Origin of the sequence: Sphingomonas sp. Leaf4, from assembly GCF_920939515.1 — a bacterium.
Classification (GTDB): domain Bacteria; phylum Pseudomonadota; class Alphaproteobacteria; order Sphingomonadales; family Sphingomonadaceae; genus Sphingomonas.
This window is the reverse complement of sequence record NZ_CAKLBB010000006.1, coordinates 132,612-150,142: the sequence shown is the minus strand read 5'-3', so window position 1 is coordinate 150,142 and position 17,531 is coordinate 132,612. Positions and strand designations below refer to the sequence as shown.

General features: G+C 66.3%; 13 protein-coding genes. 4 read left to right on the top strand and 9 right to left on the bottom strand.

Features of this window, described 5'->3' with window-relative positions; translation table 11 throughout:
• Positions 1 to 24 precede the first annotated feature (24 nt).
• The gene (lexA, locus tag LRA89_RS10530; protein ID WP_230770105.1) at positions 25 to 684 is read left to right on the top strand and encodes a transcriptional repressor LexA; all 660 of its coding nucleotides are present in this window, start codon (positions 25 to 27) and stop codon (positions 682 to 684) included.
• A 226-nt stretch (positions 685 to 910) separates the two neighbouring features.
• Here lexA and LRA89_RS10525 read toward each other — a convergent pair whose 3' ends face one another.
• Positions 911 to 1,996, bottom strand: a complete 1,086-nt coding sequence (locus LRA89_RS10525) for a catalase family protein (RefSeq protein WP_443024967.1) — start codon at positions 1,994 to 1,996, stop codon at positions 911 to 913.
• 212 nt (positions 1,997 to 2,208) lie between these two features.
• Between LRA89_RS10525 and LRA89_RS10520 the strand changes: the two genes are divergently transcribed.
• Positions 2,209 to 3,426 (top strand): TetR/AcrR family transcriptional regulator, encoded by a 1,218-nt coding sequence (locus LRA89_RS10520; RefSeq protein ID WP_230770103.1) that lies wholly within the window; start codon positions 2,209 to 2,211, stop codon positions 3,424 to 3,426.
• Here LRA89_RS10520 and LRA89_RS10515 read toward each other — a convergent pair.
• Both LRA89_RS10515 and dnaE read right to left on the bottom strand, forming a co-directional pair.
• A complete protein-coding gene (locus LRA89_RS10515) occupies positions 3,423 to 5,009 on the bottom strand; it encodes a long-chain fatty acid--CoA ligase (RefSeq protein WP_230770102.1) in 1,587 nt (528 codons plus the stop codon). The two genes, LRA89_RS10520 and LRA89_RS10515, sit on opposite strands and share 4 nt — an antisense overlap.
• 39 nt (positions 5,010 to 5,048) lie before the next feature.
• The gene (gene dnaE, locus LRA89_RS10510) at positions 5,049 to 8,633 is read right to left on the bottom strand and encodes a DNA polymerase III subunit alpha (RefSeq protein WP_230770101.1); all 3,585 of its coding nucleotides are present in this window, start codon (positions 8,631 to 8,633) and stop codon (positions 5,049 to 5,051) included.
• A gap of 96 nt (positions 8,634 to 8,729) precedes the next feature.
• Here dnaE and LRA89_RS10505 point away from each other — a divergent pair, with 96 nt between their 5' ends.
• Positions 8,730 to 9,269, top strand: coding sequence for an HdeD family acid-resistance protein (locus LRA89_RS10505; RefSeq protein ID WP_230770100.1), 540 nt, complete (start codon positions 8,730 to 8,732; stop codon positions 9,267 to 9,269).
• A gap of 41 nt (positions 9,270 to 9,310) precedes the next feature.
• Here LRA89_RS10505 and LRA89_RS10500 read toward each other — a convergent pair whose 3' ends face one another.
• On the bottom strand, positions 9,311 to 11,818 hold the full coding sequence (locus tag LRA89_RS10500; protein WP_230770099.1) for a TonB-dependent receptor: 2,508 nt from the start codon (positions 11,816 to 11,818) through the stop codon (positions 9,311 to 9,313).
• A gap of 234 nt (positions 11,819 to 12,052) precedes the next feature.
• Here LRA89_RS10500 and LRA89_RS10495 point away from each other — a divergent pair, with 234 nt between their 5' ends.
• Positions 12,053 to 12,526 carry an Hsp20 family protein gene (locus LRA89_RS10495; protein ID WP_055760558.1) on the top strand — a complete coding sequence of 158 codons (474 nt, stop codon included), beginning with the start codon at positions 12,053 to 12,055 and terminating at the stop codon, positions 12,524 to 12,526.
• Between the two features lie 287 nt (positions 12,527 to 12,813).
• Here the strand turns inward: LRA89_RS10495 and LRA89_RS10490 are convergent, their stop codons facing one another.
• The 5 genes from LRA89_RS10490 to LRA89_RS10470 all read right to left on the bottom strand — a co-directional run bounded on the left by LRA89_RS10490 (position 12,814) and on the right by LRA89_RS10470 (position 17,412).
• Positions 12,814 to 14,463 (bottom strand): CTP synthase, encoded by a 1,650-nt coding sequence (locus tag LRA89_RS10490; protein WP_230770098.1) that lies wholly within the window; start codon positions 14,461 to 14,463, stop codon positions 12,814 to 12,816.
• A 95-nt stretch (positions 14,464 to 14,558) separates the two neighbouring features.
• Positions 14,559 to 14,918, bottom strand: coding sequence for a preprotein translocase subunit SecG (secG, locus tag LRA89_RS10485; protein WP_055759967.1), 360 nt, complete (start codon positions 14,916 to 14,918; stop codon positions 14,559 to 14,561).
• A 97-nt stretch (positions 14,919 to 15,015) separates the two neighbouring features.
• The gene (locus LRA89_RS10480; RefSeq protein ID WP_230770097.1) at positions 15,016 to 15,498 is read right to left on the bottom strand and encodes a glutathione peroxidase; all 483 of its coding nucleotides are present in this window, start codon (positions 15,496 to 15,498) and stop codon (positions 15,016 to 15,018) included.
• Positions 15,495 to 16,169: an ABC transporter ATP-binding protein gene (locus LRA89_RS10475; RefSeq protein ID WP_056497774.1), complete on the bottom strand. Its 675-nt coding sequence runs from the start codon at positions 16,167 to 16,169 to the stop codon at positions 15,495 to 15,497. Before LRA89_RS10475 ends, LRA89_RS10480 begins: the two co-directional genes overlap by 4 nt.
• Positions 16,162 to 17,412, bottom strand: a complete 1,251-nt coding sequence (locus LRA89_RS10470; protein ID WP_055759958.1) for a lipoprotein-releasing ABC transporter permease subunit — start codon at positions 17,410 to 17,412, stop codon at positions 16,162 to 16,164. Before LRA89_RS10470 ends, LRA89_RS10475 begins: the two co-directional genes overlap by 8 nt.
• Positions 17,413 to 17,531: the final 119 nt, after the last annotated feature.

Here is a 17,531-nt window from a genome sequence, read left to right as displayed (position 1 = left end):
ACGTCTGTTCCGACGGAGGATGGTATGCTGACCCGTAAGCAGCACGAGTTGATCTGCTTCATCGACGACCGGTTGCGCGCGACCGGCGTGTCGCCTTCGTTCGAGGAAATGAAGGACGCGCTCGACCTCAAGTCGAAGTCGGGCGTCCACCGCCTCATCAGCGCGCTGGAAGAACGCGAATTCATCCGCCGCCTGCCCAACCGCGCCCGCGCGCTGGAAGTGTTGCGGATGCCCGACCGGCCGGACGAAAAGAAGCCGATGGTCAAGGCGGCGGCACCGCGCGCCATTCCCACTCCCGCCAACGACGTGGTCGAACTGCCGCTGCACGGCCGCATTGCCGCCGGCCTGCCGATCGAGGCGATCGAGGGGCAGGCGACGCTCCCCGTCCCCGCCGCGCTGCTGGGGGCTGGCGATCATTACGCGCTTGAAGTCGCCGGTGACTCGATGGTCGAAGCCGGCATCCTCGACGGCGATTACGCGCTGGTCCGCCGCACCGAAACGGCGCGCGACGGCGAGATCGTCGTGGCGTTGATCGAGGAGAGCGAGGCAACGCTCAAATATTTCCGCCGCGAAGGCGCGATGATCCGCCTCGATCCCGCGAACCGCAGCCACGATCCGCAGCGCTATCGCCCGGATCAGGTGCGGGTACAGGGTCGCCTGGCGGGACTGCTTCGCCGGTATTGAGATACCGGCGAACCACGTCGTTAGTGTAAACTTTGTAAACTTTGGGGGAATTGGCGGGTGAGCCTCTCTCCTCCTTCATTCCGGCGAAGGCCGGAATCCATACACGCTGACGACGCGGCGCTTGCTCCACAGTAGTTCCGGGGCCGGCCACGGGCAAAGCCCGTGTCGTCGGTCGGCGCTTTCCGCGCCGCCGGCCGGACGCGCCTTGTGGCTCGGCGTAGCTTCGCTACGCCTTGCCCGGCGCGTCTGGCTCGTACATCGGGCATCCATTGACCCGCTTCCGATAGTCCGCCGAATGCTGATACACCGGCTTGCGCACGCGGTTGACCCCACCCAGCGGCTGATGCGCGGCAAGCCCGGTCCACACGCTGAACCGCAGATTCTCATCGACCTGCGCGACCTTGTCGGCCGCCCAGCTATCCTGCGGTTCGGCACGGATCGTCGCCACGGTGACGAACGGGCTGTCGGCCTCGTCCCATGGCGTCGCGGCATCCTCGATCGGCTGTTTCTCGGTATCGCGCAGCAATTGGACGCGGACTTCCCAGACGCCGTGCAGGTCGCGCATCGATGCCTGCATATCCTCGCGGATGGCGTTGGGCCGCCCGCTGGTATCCACGACCGTATCGGTCAGCGCGGTCAGGTCGCCCGACACCGGAACCACCTGATATTTCGCGACATAGTTGCCATGGCGGAACGGCGTGGCGGAAAAATAGGTTTCGCCCAGCGGATGGACGTTCTTGGCCCCACCCATCGTTTTCAGCAACGTACTTTCGGTCCCGACCGCTTCCAGCGCCGCCTCGGCCCCGCGCAGCACGAACGACAGCGCCTTCTTCGCCCATTCCGCCTTGTCCGTCGTCTTGGCGAGCAGCTTCAGATTGCCGGCGAACTTCTTCGGGTTGGGCGCGGCGAAGGCCGGCGCGTTGACCATCACGAAGTCCTGCGTCCGCCCCTCGGCCCCCGCCAACCGTTCGCCATCGACGTCCAGCACCTTCCACGCGAGGCCCCGCGGCAACCCGATCGCATCGTCGAGAATATCACCCGGATTGGTCGAAAAGCGCATCCACACCGCATGGCGGCCCGGCGTGGCGAACAGCCCCTGCGCATATTCGTCCGGCAGTCCGTCGTGGACCGTCAGTTCGGCCTTCACGATGCCATGCGCCTTGGCATGTACCGCCCGCACCGCCTTGCCATAATCCGTCGCCGTCGTGTCGAGGATGATGTCGAACGACCGGTTCAGATCGGCGATCGTCTCCGCCTCGTCCGGCTCACGCTGTTCGAGCGCGGGGGTGAAGCGGATCGGCGGGGTCAGCATGTCGGCCATCGGGCACCTCGGCAACGGAATATCCCCTGACCAAGTGCCGGGCATTCCGTTCGTTCCGGGCGGGCCGCTGCCGGTACGGTATCGGTCGCGCCGCCATCGCGGCCGACGCATGCCGTTCCGGCCATACCCTGATTTCGGTAATGAACATCCATTGCCGGAAAAAGGGGGTTGGGGCGCACACCCGATCTGCTAGGATCGCGACCATGACGACCAGCCCCGTGGCCACCAAACGCTACCGCGCCAAGCGCGACGCCATCCTCGCCGCAGCAGCAGAAGCGATCAACGAAGCCAGCGCCAAGGGTATGACCTTCGCCGACGTGGCACGCCGGGTGGGGCTGAACACCACCAGCGTCACCTATTATTTCAAGCGCAAGGAAGACCTTGCCGCCGCCGCGTTCGATCATACGCTCGGCTGGTTGCAGGCGACGCTCGACGAATCGCTGACCGAGCCTACCCCGCAGGCGCGCGTCGCCCGCTTCCTCGCCATCCATTTCGAACGCCAGCGCCGGATCGAAGCGGGCGAGGAACGCCCGACCGCCGTCCTCGCCGATCTGCGCGCGATGGACGATCCGTTCAAGGCGCGGCTGCTCGCCGGCTGGCGCGACGTGTTCCGCAAGACCCGCACGCTCTGGGGCCCCGACAGCGACCGCGCGCACAAGGACCTGAACAGCGCGCGCGCCCATGTCCTGCTCGAAAACAGCTTCTGGCTGACGGTATGGCTCGATCGCTACGAACCCGACCAGTACGACCGGGTCGAGGCGCGGCTGATGGATGTGTTCGCCCATGGCCTCGCCGCGCCCGGCCAGCACTGGAGCCCGGCCCCGCTCGCCCTCGCCCCTGCCAGCGAGGAACCCGGCCGCGACGCCTTTCTGCGCGCGGCCACCCGGCTCATCAACGAGCTGGGCTATCGCGGGGCCTCGGTCCAGCGGATCGCATCCGAGCTGAACGTGACCAAGGGCTCGTTCTACCATCATCTTGATGCCAAGGACGATCTCGTCACCGCCTGCTATCGCCGCAGCTTCGACACGATCGGCGAAGCGCAACGCGCCGCCGATCGTGCCGGGGGCAGCCACTGGCAACGCCTGTCGAGCGCGATCGCGCTGCTGGTCGATGCGCAGTTCGCCGAACAGGGCCCGTTGCTGCGCACCACCGCGCTCTCGGGCCTGCCGCTCGGCGTGCGGCAGGCGATGGTCGACCGGTCGAACCGCATCGCCCGCCGCTTCGCCGGCACGATCAGCGACGGCATCGCCGAAGGATCGGTCCGCGCGGTCGACCCGCTGATCGCGGCACAGGCGCTGATGGCGCTCCAGAACGCGGCGTTCGACATGCGCAACTGGGCCGCGACGATGGAACGCGACCGCGCGGTGCGGCTCTATGCCTCCACCGTCATGACCGGCCTGTTCGACGATCGCGTGCTTTAAATCGGATAGTCACGATATTGCGCGCGGAGTTCGCTCTTGCGCAGCTTGCCGGTGGCGCTGTGCGGTAGCTGCTCGACGAACAGGATCGCATCGGGCAGCCACCATTTCGCCACCCGCCCGGCCAGATGGGCGTGGATGGTCGCCTCGTCCACCGCGCTCCCCGCCTGCCGCACGACCAGCAGGATCGGCCGTTCGTCCCAGCGCGGGTGCGGCACGCCGATCGCCGCCGCCTCGGCGACGCCGGCACAACCGACCGCCGCATTCTCCAGCTCGACCGAACTGATCCATTCGCCGCCGGACTTGATGACGTCCTTGTCGCGATCGGTGATCTGCATCGTGCCGTCGGGGTGCATCACCGCGACATCGCCGGTATCGAACCAGCCATCGGCGGTCAGCGCATCGCCGCTTTCGTCGAGGAAGTAGCGTTTGATGACCCATGGTCCGCGTACCTGCAACCGGCCCGACGTTACCCCATCGCGCGGCAGCAGCCGGTCGGCGTCGTCGACGGTGCGCAGCTCGACGCCGAACGGCACCTTGCCCTGTCGACAGACCTGATCGACCCGCGCCTCGAAGCTCAGGTCATCCCAATCGAGACTGGGCGCACCCATCGTGCCGATCGGCGACGTCTCGGTCATGCCCCACGCATGGTTGACCCGCACGCCCATGCCCATGATCCGCTCGATCATCGCGCGCGGCGCGGCCGATCCGCCGATGGTGACGATCTTCAGATGTTCGGGCCGGGTGCCGGTGCGGTCGATATGCTCGAACATCGCGAACCACACCGTCGGCACGCCTGCCGAATGGGTCACGCGCTCGCGGTTCATCAACTCGCACAGCACCCCCGCATCGTTCACCGCCGACAATACCAGCTTCGCCCCCACGGCAGGGGCGGCGAACGGCAGACCCCAGCCGACCGCATGGAACATCGGCACCACCGGCAGGCAGACCGAGCGGCTCGACAGATCGAACTCGGCCGGTTGCAGCTCGGCGATGGCATGCAGCACATTGGAGCGATGCGAATAGACCACGCCCTTGGGATCGCCGGTCGTGCCGCTGGTGTAGCAGACCATGCACGGCTCGCGCTCGCTCCCCTCGACCCACGCATAATCGCCGTCCTGCGCCTCGATCAGCGCGCGCAGGCTGTCGGGGCCGTCGCCGTCCATCACGACATAGCGCTCGATGGTCGGCCAGCGCGACCGCATCCGCTCGACAATGGGAGCGAAGGCACGGTCATGGAGCAGCACCCGGTCGCCGGCATGGGTCGCGATATAGGCCAGTTGGTCGTCGAACAGCCGCGGATTGATGGTATGGATCAGCCCGCCCATCCCGATCACGCCGTACCATGCGACCAGATGATGGGCATGGTTCATCGCCAGCGTCGCCACCCGGTCGCCGGGGCGGATTCCCATCGCCGCCAGCGCCTGCGCCAGCCGCCGCGCGTCGCGGGCGATCCCGGCCCAGTCGGTCCGGCTTTCGCTGCCATCGGCCCAGCGGGTGACGATCTCGCGGCCGCCATGCTCGCGCTCGGCATGGTCGAGCAGTCGCGGCACCCGAAGCTCGAAGTCCTGCATCCCGCCCAGCATCACGCTCTCCTTAGCCGATGAGCGCGGGGGACGGCGCGCTCAACCCACGGCGGCGAGCGGTGCCTTCACCGTATCGAACGCCGCATGGGTCACACCCTGCAACCTGCGCGCGCGTTCGGCAAGCTCGCCATCGATACGATAGGTCCGGCCGAGGCATACCCAGGCTTCGATTCCACCGTCCGCCGGCGCCTGTACCCAGATTTCGCCGCGCCCGCCGCGTTCGCCATCGACCAGCGCCGCAAGGGCCGGAAACGCGACCGCATCGTCGACGGTCAGGTCGAGCCGCAGCCGCACGTCCTTCGCGATCGTGTCGAACGGCTTGATCGCCTTGACCGTCGCCCGCGCGCTCTCGTCGCCCGCCCGGCGGTCGAGTTCGAGCGTGAACAGTCCGCATCCACCGATCTTGCCCGCTGCTTCGAGGTCGTTGGCCGGGCCTTCGTCGAAACAGGTGACAGGCACCTGCCCCGACGCATCGGACAGCGTCGCCATCATATAGCGCTTGCCCCGTGCCGAGGTCCGCCAGCGCGCATCCTCGACCAGCGCGGCGACGGTCGCGCCGACCCGGCCGCCTTCGGGAACGGCGGTCGACGCCAGATCGGCGATCTGCCGCGCGCCATGCGCACTCGCCAGATGGGCATAGCGGTCGAGCGGATGCGCCGAGAAGTAAAAGCCGAACGCATCCTTTTCCGCCGCGATCGCCTCGGTCAGCGACCAGTGGACATCCGGCAGGCGGATCGCCGCTTCGGCGGCACCGGTCGCTTCGCCGAACAGGCCGCCCTGCCCGCTCGTCCGATTGGCCTCGGTCCGCTGGGCCGTCGCCATCAGCGTATCGGCCAGCGCATGGACGCCAGCCCGGTCGGCGTGCATGCAGTCGAATGCCCCGGCCGCCGCCAACGTCTCGATCTGGCGCTTGTTGAGCAGCTTGGGATCGACCCGCGCGGCGAAATCGTCGAGCGACTGGTACGGTCCGTTGGCGGCACGTTCGACCACCATCAACTCCATCGCGCGCTCGCCCACGCCTTTCAGCGCCGACAGGGCATAGCGCACCGCCAGCCCGTCCCCGACCGGCTCGACGCCGAAGGTCGCATCGCTCGCATTCACACACGGCGGCAGGCAGTCGATGCGCAGCCGCTTCATGTCGTCGACGAAGATCGCCAGCTTGTCGGTCTGCGCATAGTCGAACGCCATCGACGCGGCGAAGAATTCATGCGGATGATGCGCCTTCAACCACGCGGTCTGATAGGCGAGCAGCGCATAGGCGGCGGCGTGGCTCTTGTTGAATCCGTATCCGGCGAACTTGTCGATCAGGTCGAACAGTTCGTTGGCCTTCGCCTCCTTGATGCCGTTCACCTTGGCGCAGCCCTCGACGAAGATCGAGCGCTGCGCGTCCATCTCCGCCTGCACCTTCTTGCCCATCGCGCGGCGCAGCATGTCCGCGCCGCCGAGGCTGTAGCCGGCGAGGATCTGCGCCGCCTGCATCACCTGTTCCTGATAGACGAAGATGCCGTAGGTCTCGTTCAATATCGGTTCGAGCGCGTCGTGCGGATAGACGATCGGCTCGCGCCCGGCCTTGCGCGCGCCGAACATCGGGATGTTGTCCATCGGTCCGGGGCGATAGAGCGAGACGAGCGCGATGATGTCGCCGAAGTTGGTCGGCCGCACCGCCGTCAGCGTGCGGCGCATGCCCTCCGATTCCAACTGGAACACGCCGACGGTATCGCCACGCTTGAGCAGGTCATAGGTCGCCTCGTCGTCCCAGCCGAGGCTGTCGAGATCGACCACGACCCCACGCCGCGCCAGCAGCTCGACCGCGAATTTCAGCACCGACAGCGTTTTCAGGCCGAGGAAGTCGAACTTCACCAGCCCGGCACCCTCGACATATTTCATGTCGAACTGGGTAACGGGCATGTCGGAGCGGGGATCGCGGTAGAGCGGCACCAGTTCGCTCAGCGGCCGGTCGCCGATCACCACGCCGGCGGCGTGGGTCGAGGAGTGGCGCGGCAACCCCTCCAGCTTCATCGCCAGATCGAGCAGCCGGCGGACGTCGTCCTCGCGGGTATATTGCTGGTGCAGTTCCGACACGCCGTTCAGCGCGCGGGTCAGCGTCCACGGATCGGTCGGGTGGTTGGGCACCAGCTTGGCGAGACGATCGACCTGACCATAGCTCATCTGGAGCACGCGGCCGGTGTCCTTCAGCACCGCGCGCGCCTTCAGCTTCCCGAAGGTGATGATCTGCGCCACCTGATCGCGGCCATATTTGTGCTGGACGTAGCGGATGACCTCGCCCCGCCGCGTTTCGCAGAAATCGATGTCGAAGTCGGGCATCGACACGCGCTCGGGGTTCAGGAAGCGCTCGAACAGCAGGCCCAGCTTGATCGGATCGAGATCGGTGATGGTCAGCGCCCACGCGACCGCCGAACCTGCACCCGAACCACGGCCCGGCCCGACCGGAATGTCGTGATCCTTGGCCCATTTGATGAAGTCGGCGACGATCAGGAAGTAGCCGGGAAACCCCATCTGGCAGATGACGTCGAGTTCGAAGTCGAGCCGGGCGAAATAATCGGGGAAGCGCTCTGCCAACTCGGCTTCGGAAATCTCGGGCACGGTGCCGTTGACCTCGGCCGGGGTCGGCGCGTCCTCCCATGGTGCCGGTTCCTCGACCGCGACCTCGGCCTGCACCAGCCCGGCGTCGAGTGCCACGATCTTGCGCAGCCGGTCGACAAGCCCGGCGTGCGAATCGACGCGCAGCTTCATCGCCTCGCCCTCGCGGTCGCCGGCAAGGCTGGGGAGGATCGGCTTGCGCTTGGGGGCGGCCACCGCGCAGCGCTGCGCCACGACCAATGTGTTGGCGAGCGCTTCGGGTAGGTCGGCGAACAGCGTCCGCATCACCGGCGCGGGTTTCAGCCAAGCTTCGGGCGACGAGCGCTGCCGGTCCTCGCTGACGACATAGCTCGACGAGGCGATGCAGAGCATCGCGTCGTGCGCGTCATGAAAATCGGGTTCGGCGAAACAGCACGGATTGGTCGCGACCAGCGGCAGGTCGCGGGCATAGGCGAGGTCGATCAGCGCCGCCTCGGCACGTTCCTCCACCACCTCGCCACGCCGGGCCAGCTCGACATAGAGCCGGTCGCCGAACAGCGCCTGCAACCGGTCGGCATAGGCATGCGCCGCCTTGGCCTGCCCCTCCCCCAACAGCCGGGTGAGCGCGCCGTCGCCCGCCCCGGTCAGCGCGATCAGCCCGTCGCTGCGTCCGACCAGTGCGTCGAGCGGGACATGCGCCGGGATTTCAACCGGCCGGTCGAGGTGCGCCATCGACACCAGTGCGCACAGATTGTCATAGCCGCGGCTATCCTGCGCATAGAGCGCCAGCCAGTCGATCTGGACATCGCCCGGGTGATCGGGTCGCGCGACCGCCAGCAGCGTGCCGACTACCGGCTGCACGCCCGCATCCTTGCACCCGTCCGAAAAGGCCATCGCGGCATACAGGCCGTTGCGATCGGTCAGCCCGGCGGCGGGAAAATTCAGCTTGCGCGCGGTCTTGGCGATCGCCTTCGGATCGATCGCGCCTTCCAGCATGGTGTAGGACGAAAAGATGCGGAGCGGCACGAACCCGGAATGCGACATGCCGCATACCTACTCCCAGCATCCTGATTCGACCAGTGCGGGTGCGACGGAACCGCCGTCCGCCGCGCCCGTTCGGGCCGGAACAGGAGGACAAGCATGACCGATTTCGCCCGCGATACCCGTATCGCCCCGACCGGATGGGGTTGGACCCTTGCCTATGGCATCGTATCGGTGCTGGTCGGCATCCTCGCCTTTGCCGCGCCCTTTCCCGCCACGCTGGCGGCGACGCTGGTCGTCGGCTTCTTCTTTCTGGCGGGCGGCATCGCCTCGCTGGTGGCGGGGTTTCGCAACCGCCGGGGGCACCGCGCCTATTCGATCCTGTTCGGGGCGCTCTCGGTGCTCGCCGGCGGGTATATGATCCTCATGCCGGTCGGCGGAGCATTGTCGCTGACGCTGATGGTCATCCTGTGGCTCGGCGTACGCGGCGTCATGGAATTGATCGTCGCTTTCCGCTTCCGGCGACTGCGCTGGCCGATGCTGGTTCTCGGCGCGCTGAACGTCCTGCTGGCGATCGCACTCTATACGACGGTGCCATGGTCCGCGCTGACCCTGCCGGGCTATATCCTCGGTGCTAGCTTCCTGTTCGGCGGTGTCATCGCGATCATCAGCGCGCTGTCCGACCGCAAGGAAGTCTAAGCCGCGAATGGGCCGGTGCGGGACACCGACCCATTCCCGCATCAGAACGACAGCTTGACCGTACCGCCCCACGTCCGGGGATCGCCCAGTTGCGCCGAGATCAGCCCGGTATTGCCCGGCGTGACGGCGAGCGATTCGAAGTAATCCTGGTCGAACGCATTGCGCACCCAGCCGAAAATATCGAACTCCCCGGTACGATAGCCCGCCCGGAAATTGTGGATCGAATAGCCGTCGATGTCGGTGTACGCGGACCGCGAGGCGTTGGACGAGAATTTCGAGCGATAATTGGCGTCATAGCCGACATAGAATTTGCCATCGCGATCGAGCAGCTTGGCGGGAAGCGCATATTCGGTCCCCCACGAAAATGCCCATTTCGAGATGCCCGGCAGCCACTGGCCCGAGACGTTGCAGTTGGCCGGGCTGTTCGCCCCCGGCGTCGCTGCTGCCCCGACCGGCAGGCCGGTGCCGCCGCCCGCCAGTTCGGGCGGGCATGGTGCATCGAGGAAGCGGACGAACTTCGCATCGGTGAACGCACCGCTCGCATAGGCGCTCAGGCGATCGGACGGCCGGATCGAGAAATCCGCCTCGACGCCGCGCGAGCGCACCCGGTCGGCATTGGCGAGATAGCCGCGCAGCACATTGCTGCCGCTGACGTTGCTGATGACGCTCGCCTGGAAATCCTTGATGATCGTCCAGAAGCCGGCGACGTTGAAGGTGATCCGCCGATCCCAGAACTGGGTCTTCAGCCCCAGTTCGAGATGGTCGACCTTTTCGGGATCGATCTGCGCCACGTCGAGCGCGGGGGTGCCATCGGCACGGCTGGGCACGCCGTTCAGGTTGATGCCGCCGGTCTTGAACGACCGCGCATAGGTCGCATAGGTCAGCACGTCGGGCGTGACCTCATAGGCGAGGTTCAGGTCGTAGGAGAGGTTCCACGCGCTGAACTTCGGCTCGAAGAACTGCGACGCCTGCACCCCGCGCTGCGCCGCCGTCCACGGGTCGTTGTAATAGGGGCTGCCCGGCGTGCTGCTGACCACCTGTCGCGTGCCGTCCGACGCGGTGCCGGTAACGACCGAATTGTAGAGGCCGTTCTTGCGATCGTAATTGACGCGGACGCCCGGCGAGATCGTCAGCGCATCGGTCGCGTGCCAGTTGAGCTTGCCGAACGCCGCGACGCTCAGATTGTCGAGGCGGATGTCGTTCTCGGCGATGACCCGGTTCAGTACCGCCGGGTTGCGCGACAAGGCGCTGGTCGGGTTGAGCAGCCACGCGCTGGCCGCCGTGCCGGTTTCCTGCACGCCGGTGGTGTGAATCTTCTGATAGAAGCCGAACGCGCCGACGACGAAGTCGTAACCGGTCCCCTCATGCGCATAGCGCAGTTCCTGGGTGTACTGGTCCTGCTTGGTCGGGTTGTTGACCCGCAGATAGACCGGCAACCCGGTGAAATCGCGGTCGTTGGCCGGCTGCCAGTCCCAATAGCGCCATGCCGTGACTGAGGTGACGGTGCCCGAACCGACATCCCATTCGGCCCGCAGCGATGCGCCGCCCATCTCGTTGCGCGCGCGCAGTTGCGCGTCGAGATCGGTCACCCGGTCGAACGGATCGGTGCTGGGCACGCGGTAGCCGGGGAACAGCGCGGTCAGCGCGGCATATTGCCGGTTGGCGGCGCGCTGCGTCGTGCCGACGCGGGCATAGATCTGCCCGCAGCAGATCGGGTCCTGCACGTTGAAGTCGCCGGCCAGTGTGACGTTCAGGCTGTCGGTCGGCTTCCACAACAGCGCGCCGCGCACGCCGAGATTGTCCTGCGAATTGATCCACTGGCCGGTGGCGACGTTATAGATCGTGCCGCGCCGGTCAGTGCTCGACACGCTGATCCGCGTCGCCAGATTGTCGGCCAATGGACCGGACACTGAAACCTTGGCCTGCTTGAAATTATAATCGCCGACCGACACTTCGGCGCGTCCCTCGAACGCGAAGCTCGGCGCGCGGGTGGTCACGTTGATCGCCCCCGCCGTGGTGTTCTTGCCGTAGAGCGTGCCCTGCGGCCCGCGCAGCACCTCGATCCGTTCGACATCGACGAAGTCGAGCGTCGCGGCGGCGATACGGTTGTAATAGACCTGATCGATATAGATGCCGACGCCCTGTTCGAACCCGTCGTTGGTCAGGCCGAACGGCGCGCCGATGCCGCGGATATTGATGAAGGTGTTGCGCGGATTGGTGGAAAAGAACTGGAGCGTCGGCTGCAACTGCGTCAGCCGGTTGAGGTTGTAGGTCCCCTGCGCTTCCAGTTGCGCGCCGCCGATGACCGACAGCGCGACTGGCACGTCCTGCACATTCTCCTCCCGGCGACGCGCGGTGACGACGATGTCGCCCGAATTGCGCTGGTCGACCACCGGTTCGACCGGGTCGTCCGCCGGCGCGGCCGCCGTCACGGGTGCGGCGGGCGGCACGAGCATCGCCAACTGCCCCGGCGGGCCTGCCTGGGCGAAGGCGGCGGGCGTGAACATGGTCGCTGCGCTCAGCACAGCGAAAGAACGGAAACGGCGCATGGAGACCCCCTGATCGGTTCTGCTTATGCCAATACCCTATTTTACCCATAGGGATTTGGTAGAAAGAAGCAGTTGCGCCCCATGAAGGTTGAATTGTTCACGCGCATGCCTTGAAGCCGATCGTGATCGAACCATATCGGTTATCGAGCGATGCCATACGGGTCGCTCACGAACCGGTATCGCGTGATGACGGATGCCGAGGACGTTCACATCGCTTCGATTGGAGGATTTGACATGCGTAGCTTCGACTTCACCCCCTACCGCCGTTCGACCGTCGGCTTCGACCGGCTGTTCGACATGCTGGAAAGCAACACCCGCACCAATGCGGGCGAGAATTATCCGCCGTTCAATCTCGAGCGCGTCGCCGAGGATCGCTATCGCATCACGCTGGCGATCGCGGGCTTCAAGCGCGACGAGGTCGAGATCACCGCGCAGCAGAATCTGCTGGTCGTGTCGGGCCGCAAGGCGGAGCAGACCGATGCGCAGAAGAGCGCCGTGCTGCATCTGGGCATCGCCAACCGCAGCTTCGAGCGGCGCTTCGAGCTGGCCGATTTCATCGTGGTGGAGGCGGCCGATCTGGCCGACGGGCTGCTGACGATCGACCTGCGTCGCGAAGTTCCCGATGCGATGAAGCCGCGCCGCGTGGCGATCGGCAACGAAACGCCTGCCGCGCCGGTGATCGCCAACGACACCGCGCAGGCCGCGTAAGCGCTACGGCGCGTTTCCCCCCTTTGCGCGCCGTGGGCGGGCGCCCGGACGATGGTCCGGGCGCCCGTTCGCGTTTTACGCGGTAGTATAGAGGAAGAAAGTTGGTTCACGCGGAGGCGCGGAGGCGCGGAGGTGTATCGGACGCGGCAGCGTCGCTCTCGTATCCGGCAGCGCCAAGGTCGATGTCGCCTGCGGCGCGCAACTAGTGGGGAGCCGCGTCTCCTCCGCGCCTCCGCGTGAACCAACCTTCTTTTCCCACGCCTACGTCGGACCGACAGGCGGACGGGTCAGACCAGCCGCGACTGCTTCACCGCCGCTGCGATGAAGCTGGCGAACAACGGGTGCGGGTCGAACGGCTTCGACTTCAGCTCCGGGTGGAACTGCACGCCGACGAACCACGGATGATCGGGGCGCTCGACGATCTCGGGCAGCATGCCATCGGGCGACATGCCGGAGAATACCAGCCCGCCCTGTTCGAGCATCTCACGGTATCCCGTGTTCACCTCGTAGCGATGGCGGTGGCGTTCGCTGATCGTCGTGCCGCCATAGATCGAGGCGACGACCGAATTGCCGGCGAGCGACGCTTCATAGGCACCCAGCCGCATCGTACCGCCCAGATCGCCGTCCGATTCGCGCTTCTGGATACCCTCGGGGGTCATCCATTCGGTAATCATGCCGACCACCGGTTGCTCGGTCGGACCAAATTCGGTCGACGATGCGTCGGCGACGCCGCCCAGATCGCGGACTCCCTCGATACACGCCATCTGCATGCCGAAGCAGATGCCGAAATAGGGCACGCGGCGTTCGCGGGCAAAGCGGACGCTGGCGATCTTGCCCTCGGCACCGCGTTCGCCGAACGCGCCGGGGACGAGGATCGCGTGGCATGGTTCCAGTTCGGCGGCGACGGTATCGTGGTCGCCCTCGAACAGTTCGGCGTCGATCCAGCGGATGTTGACCTTCACCCGGTTGGCGATGCCGCCATGGACCAGCGCCTCGTTCAGCGACTTATAGGCGTCCTGCAGGCCGACATATTTGCCGACCACGCCGATCGTCACCTGCCCCTCGGGGTTCTGCAACCGGTCCATGATGTCGGACCAGCGCGACAGATCGGGTGCGTCGCCCGGTTCGATGCCGAACGCGCGGAGCACTTCGGCGTCGAGGCCCTCGGCATGATATTGTTCGGGCACCGCATAAATGCTCGATGCGTCGAGCGCGGGGATTACGGCGGCGGCGGGCACGTTGCAGAACAGCGCGATCTTGGCGCGCTCACTGGCCGGCAGCGGCTTTTCGCAGCGGCACACCAGCACGTCAGGCTGCACGCCCAGTGCCGCCAGTTCGCGCACCGAATGCTGCGTCGGCTTGGTCTTCAGCTCGCCCGCCGCCGCGATGTACGGCACCAGCGTGACGTGGATACTGATCGAGCGGCCGCGACCCAGCTCGTTCTTCAACTGGCGGATCGCCTCGATGAACGGCAGCGATTCGATATCGCCGACCGTCCCGCCGATCTCGCATAGCACGAAGTCGAGGTCCTGCCCGTCGTCATCGACGGTATCGGCCTGCGCGAACGCCTTGATCGCGTCGGTGACGTGGGGGACCACCTGCACCGTCGCGCCCAGATAATCGCCGCGCCGTTCGCGCTGGATGATCGTCTGGTAGATGCGCCCGGAGGTGACATTGTCGCTCTGGTGCGCCGCGACGCCGGTGAAGCGTTCGTAATGGCCGAGGTCGAGGTCGGTTTCGGCCCCGTCGTCGGTCACATAGACCTCACCGTGCTGATAGGGCGACATCGTGCCCGGATCGACGTTGAGATAGGGGTCGAACTTGCGGATGCGGACCTTGTAGCCCCGCGCCTGCAAGAGTGCTGCGAGAGAGGCCGCCATGAGCCCCTTGCCGAGCGACGAAACCACGCCGCCGGTGATGAAGATATACCGCGCCATGGGAGAAATCGCCTAGCGTCGAACGCCATCGCCGCCAAGCGCGGGGTTGCCCCCACGCCCGCGAAATACGACGGACCGGTTGATGGATAAGGGTTTTAGCGGACGAGCGGAACGGCGCCGTTGTCGGCCCCGGTCAGATTGCCAACCGGATCGGCGGCCGGATTGACCGGACCGGTCGCGGCCGGCGGCGGAGTCGTCGGCCGCGCGAGCGAGGTATCGATCGTGCCCGTGCCGCGATTCGCCGCGATCACCGCCAGCGCGATGCTCATCGTGATGAACAGTCCCGCCAGCACCGCCGTCGCCCGCGTCAGGAAATCGGCCGCGCCGCGCGCCGACATCAGCCCCGAAGGGCTGCCGCCCGTGGTCAGCCCGCCGCCTTCCGACTTCTGCATGAGGATCACCGTCACGAGCAACGCGGCGATGATCGCATGGACGACAAGCAGGAAGGTGAACATGGGCGGGGAACATTTCCGAAGTTGGTGCGACCGCGCACGGCCGTGAAGCGGCGCACATAGGCGACACGTCGCCCGCGATCAACCGGGCGGCGGCGGTTCAGCCGAGCAGCCGCTCGATCTCGTTCGCCAGTTCCTCGGGCTTGGTGGTGGGGGCATAGCGCTTCACCCCTTCCCCGGTGCGGTCGATCAGGAACTTGGTGAAGTTCCATTTGATCCCCTCGCTGCCCAGTACGCCGGGCGCCGCCGCCTTGAGGTGGCGGAACAGTGGGGCGGCATCCGCGCCGTTGACGTCTACCTTGGCGAAGAGCGGGAAACTCACGTCGTAGGTCAGCGAACAAAAATTGGCGATTTCCGCCGCGTCTCCCGGTTCCTGCCCGCCGAACTGGTTGCAGGGAAAGCCGAGTACCGCGAAGCCTTGGGGGCCATAACGGCGGTGCAGCGCCTCCAGCGCGGTATATTGCGGGGTGAAGCCGCATTTGGAGGCCACGTTGACCACCAGCAGCACCTGCCCGCGATAGGCCGCCAGCGTGGTCGTGGTCCCGTCGGCGGCCGTGACCGGCAGCGCGTGGAGATCGGTCATGCCAGTACCCCGTCGTGCAGTCGCACCACCCGGTCCATCCGCGCAGCGAGGCGTTCGTTATGCGTCGCGACCAGCGCTGCCGACCCCTGCCCGCGCACCAGCCGGAGGAACTCGGCGAACACGACATCGGCGGTCGCCTCGTCGAGATTGCCAGTCGGTTCGTCGGCCAGCACCAGCGCTGGGCGATTGGCAAGCGCGCGGGCGACCGCCACGCGCTGCTGCTCGCCGCCCGACAACTGGCTGGGGCGGTGGGTCAGGCGATTGCCGAGGCCCAGCGCGGTCAGGAGTTCGGTGGCGCGGGCGTCGGCCTCCTTGCGGTGGCTGCCGCGCACCAACTGCGGCAGGACGACGTTTTCCAGCGCGTTGAAATCGGGCAGCAGGTGGTGGAACTGATAGATGAAGCCCATCCGGTCGCGGCGGACCTCGGTCCGGCCGTTGGCGCTGGCGCGGGCGACCTGCTGGCCGCACACCAGTATCTCGCCCTTGAAGCCACCTTCCAAGAGGCCGACCGCTTGCAGCAACGTCGACTTGCCCGAGCCCGAGGGACCAAGGAGTGCCACGATCTCGCCCGGCGCGACGCGCAGGTTCACACCGCGCAGGACGTCGATCGTCGCTTCCCCTTGCGTGAAGCTGCGACGGAGGTCGCGGGTTTCGAGAACGGCTTCAGTCATAGCGCAGCACCTGGACGGGATCGGTATTGGCCGCCTTGAACGCCGGATACAGCGTGGCGAGGAACGAAAAGAGCAGCGCGGTGAGCGCGATGCCGACGATCTCGACCGGATCGACCTTCGACGGCAGTTCGGTCAGATAGCGCATCGTCGGGTCCCAGATCTCGATCCCCGTCACCTTGCCGATCCCGGCGACCACCTGCTGGCGGAAGGCAAGGAACACGAAGCCCAGTACCAGCCCCGCCCCGACGCCCAGCGCGCCGATGGCGGTGCCCACCGTCATGAAAATGCGCAGCAGCGCGCCGCGCGTCGCGCCCATGGTGCGCAGGATCGCGATGTCGCGCGTCTTGGCACGCACCAGCATGATGAGCGACGACAGGATGTTGAACACCGCGATCAAAATGATGATCGACAATACGGTAAAGGTCACGATCCGGTCGACCGACAGCGCCTGGAACAGTTCCGAATTGAGCTGCCGCCAGTCGGACACCTGCGCCTGCGCCACGAATTTTTCGCGTAAGGGCGCCATGATGCGGTCGATGTCGTCGGGGTCGTTCGTCTCGATCTCGATCATGCCGACCGAGTCGCCGGTGAGGAGCAGTTGCTGCGCATCCTCGATCGGCATGATGACGAACGCCTTGTCGTAATCATACACGCCGACCTCGACGATCGCCGCCACGCGGTAGGGCACCTGGCGGATCATCGTGCCGAACGGCGTCGTCGGTCCCTGCGGGCTGATGATCGTCATCTCGCTGCCGACCGTCACGCCCAGTGCCTGCGCCAGCCGCGAACCGATGACGACGTTGCCGCTGCCCGCCGTCACCGGACCGAGCGAGCCCAGCTTCACATTGTCGCGGATCGTCGGGGTCGAGCGAATATCCTCGACGCGCATGCCGCGGGTCAGGATGAATTCGGACCGGCCGTTGTAGGTCGCGAACAGCGGCTGTTCGATCAGCGGGGTCGCGCTGGTGACGCCGGGCGTCCGGCGCGCCTCGGCGGCGATGCGTTTCCAGTCGGGCAACTGGTTGTTGTAACCCTGGATGATGGCATGGCCGTTCAGCCCGACGATCTTGTCGAACAGTTCGGCGCGGAAGCCGTTCATGACGCTCATGACGATGACGAGCGCGGCGACGCCGAGCATCACCGCGACGAGGCTGATCGAGGCGACGAGCGCGATGAACGCCTCCCCCCGACCGGGCAGCAGATAGCGGCGGGCGATCATCCGCTCGTAGCGCGACAGCAGCATGGGGGTGGTTCTGGTCCTGACAAATACGGTTCGCCTGTCGCTGTAGGTACGCCCCGCCCCCCCCGCAAGGGCGGCTGTTGCACAATGAACACATGGTGAAGGAAAGCGTAAGCACAGGG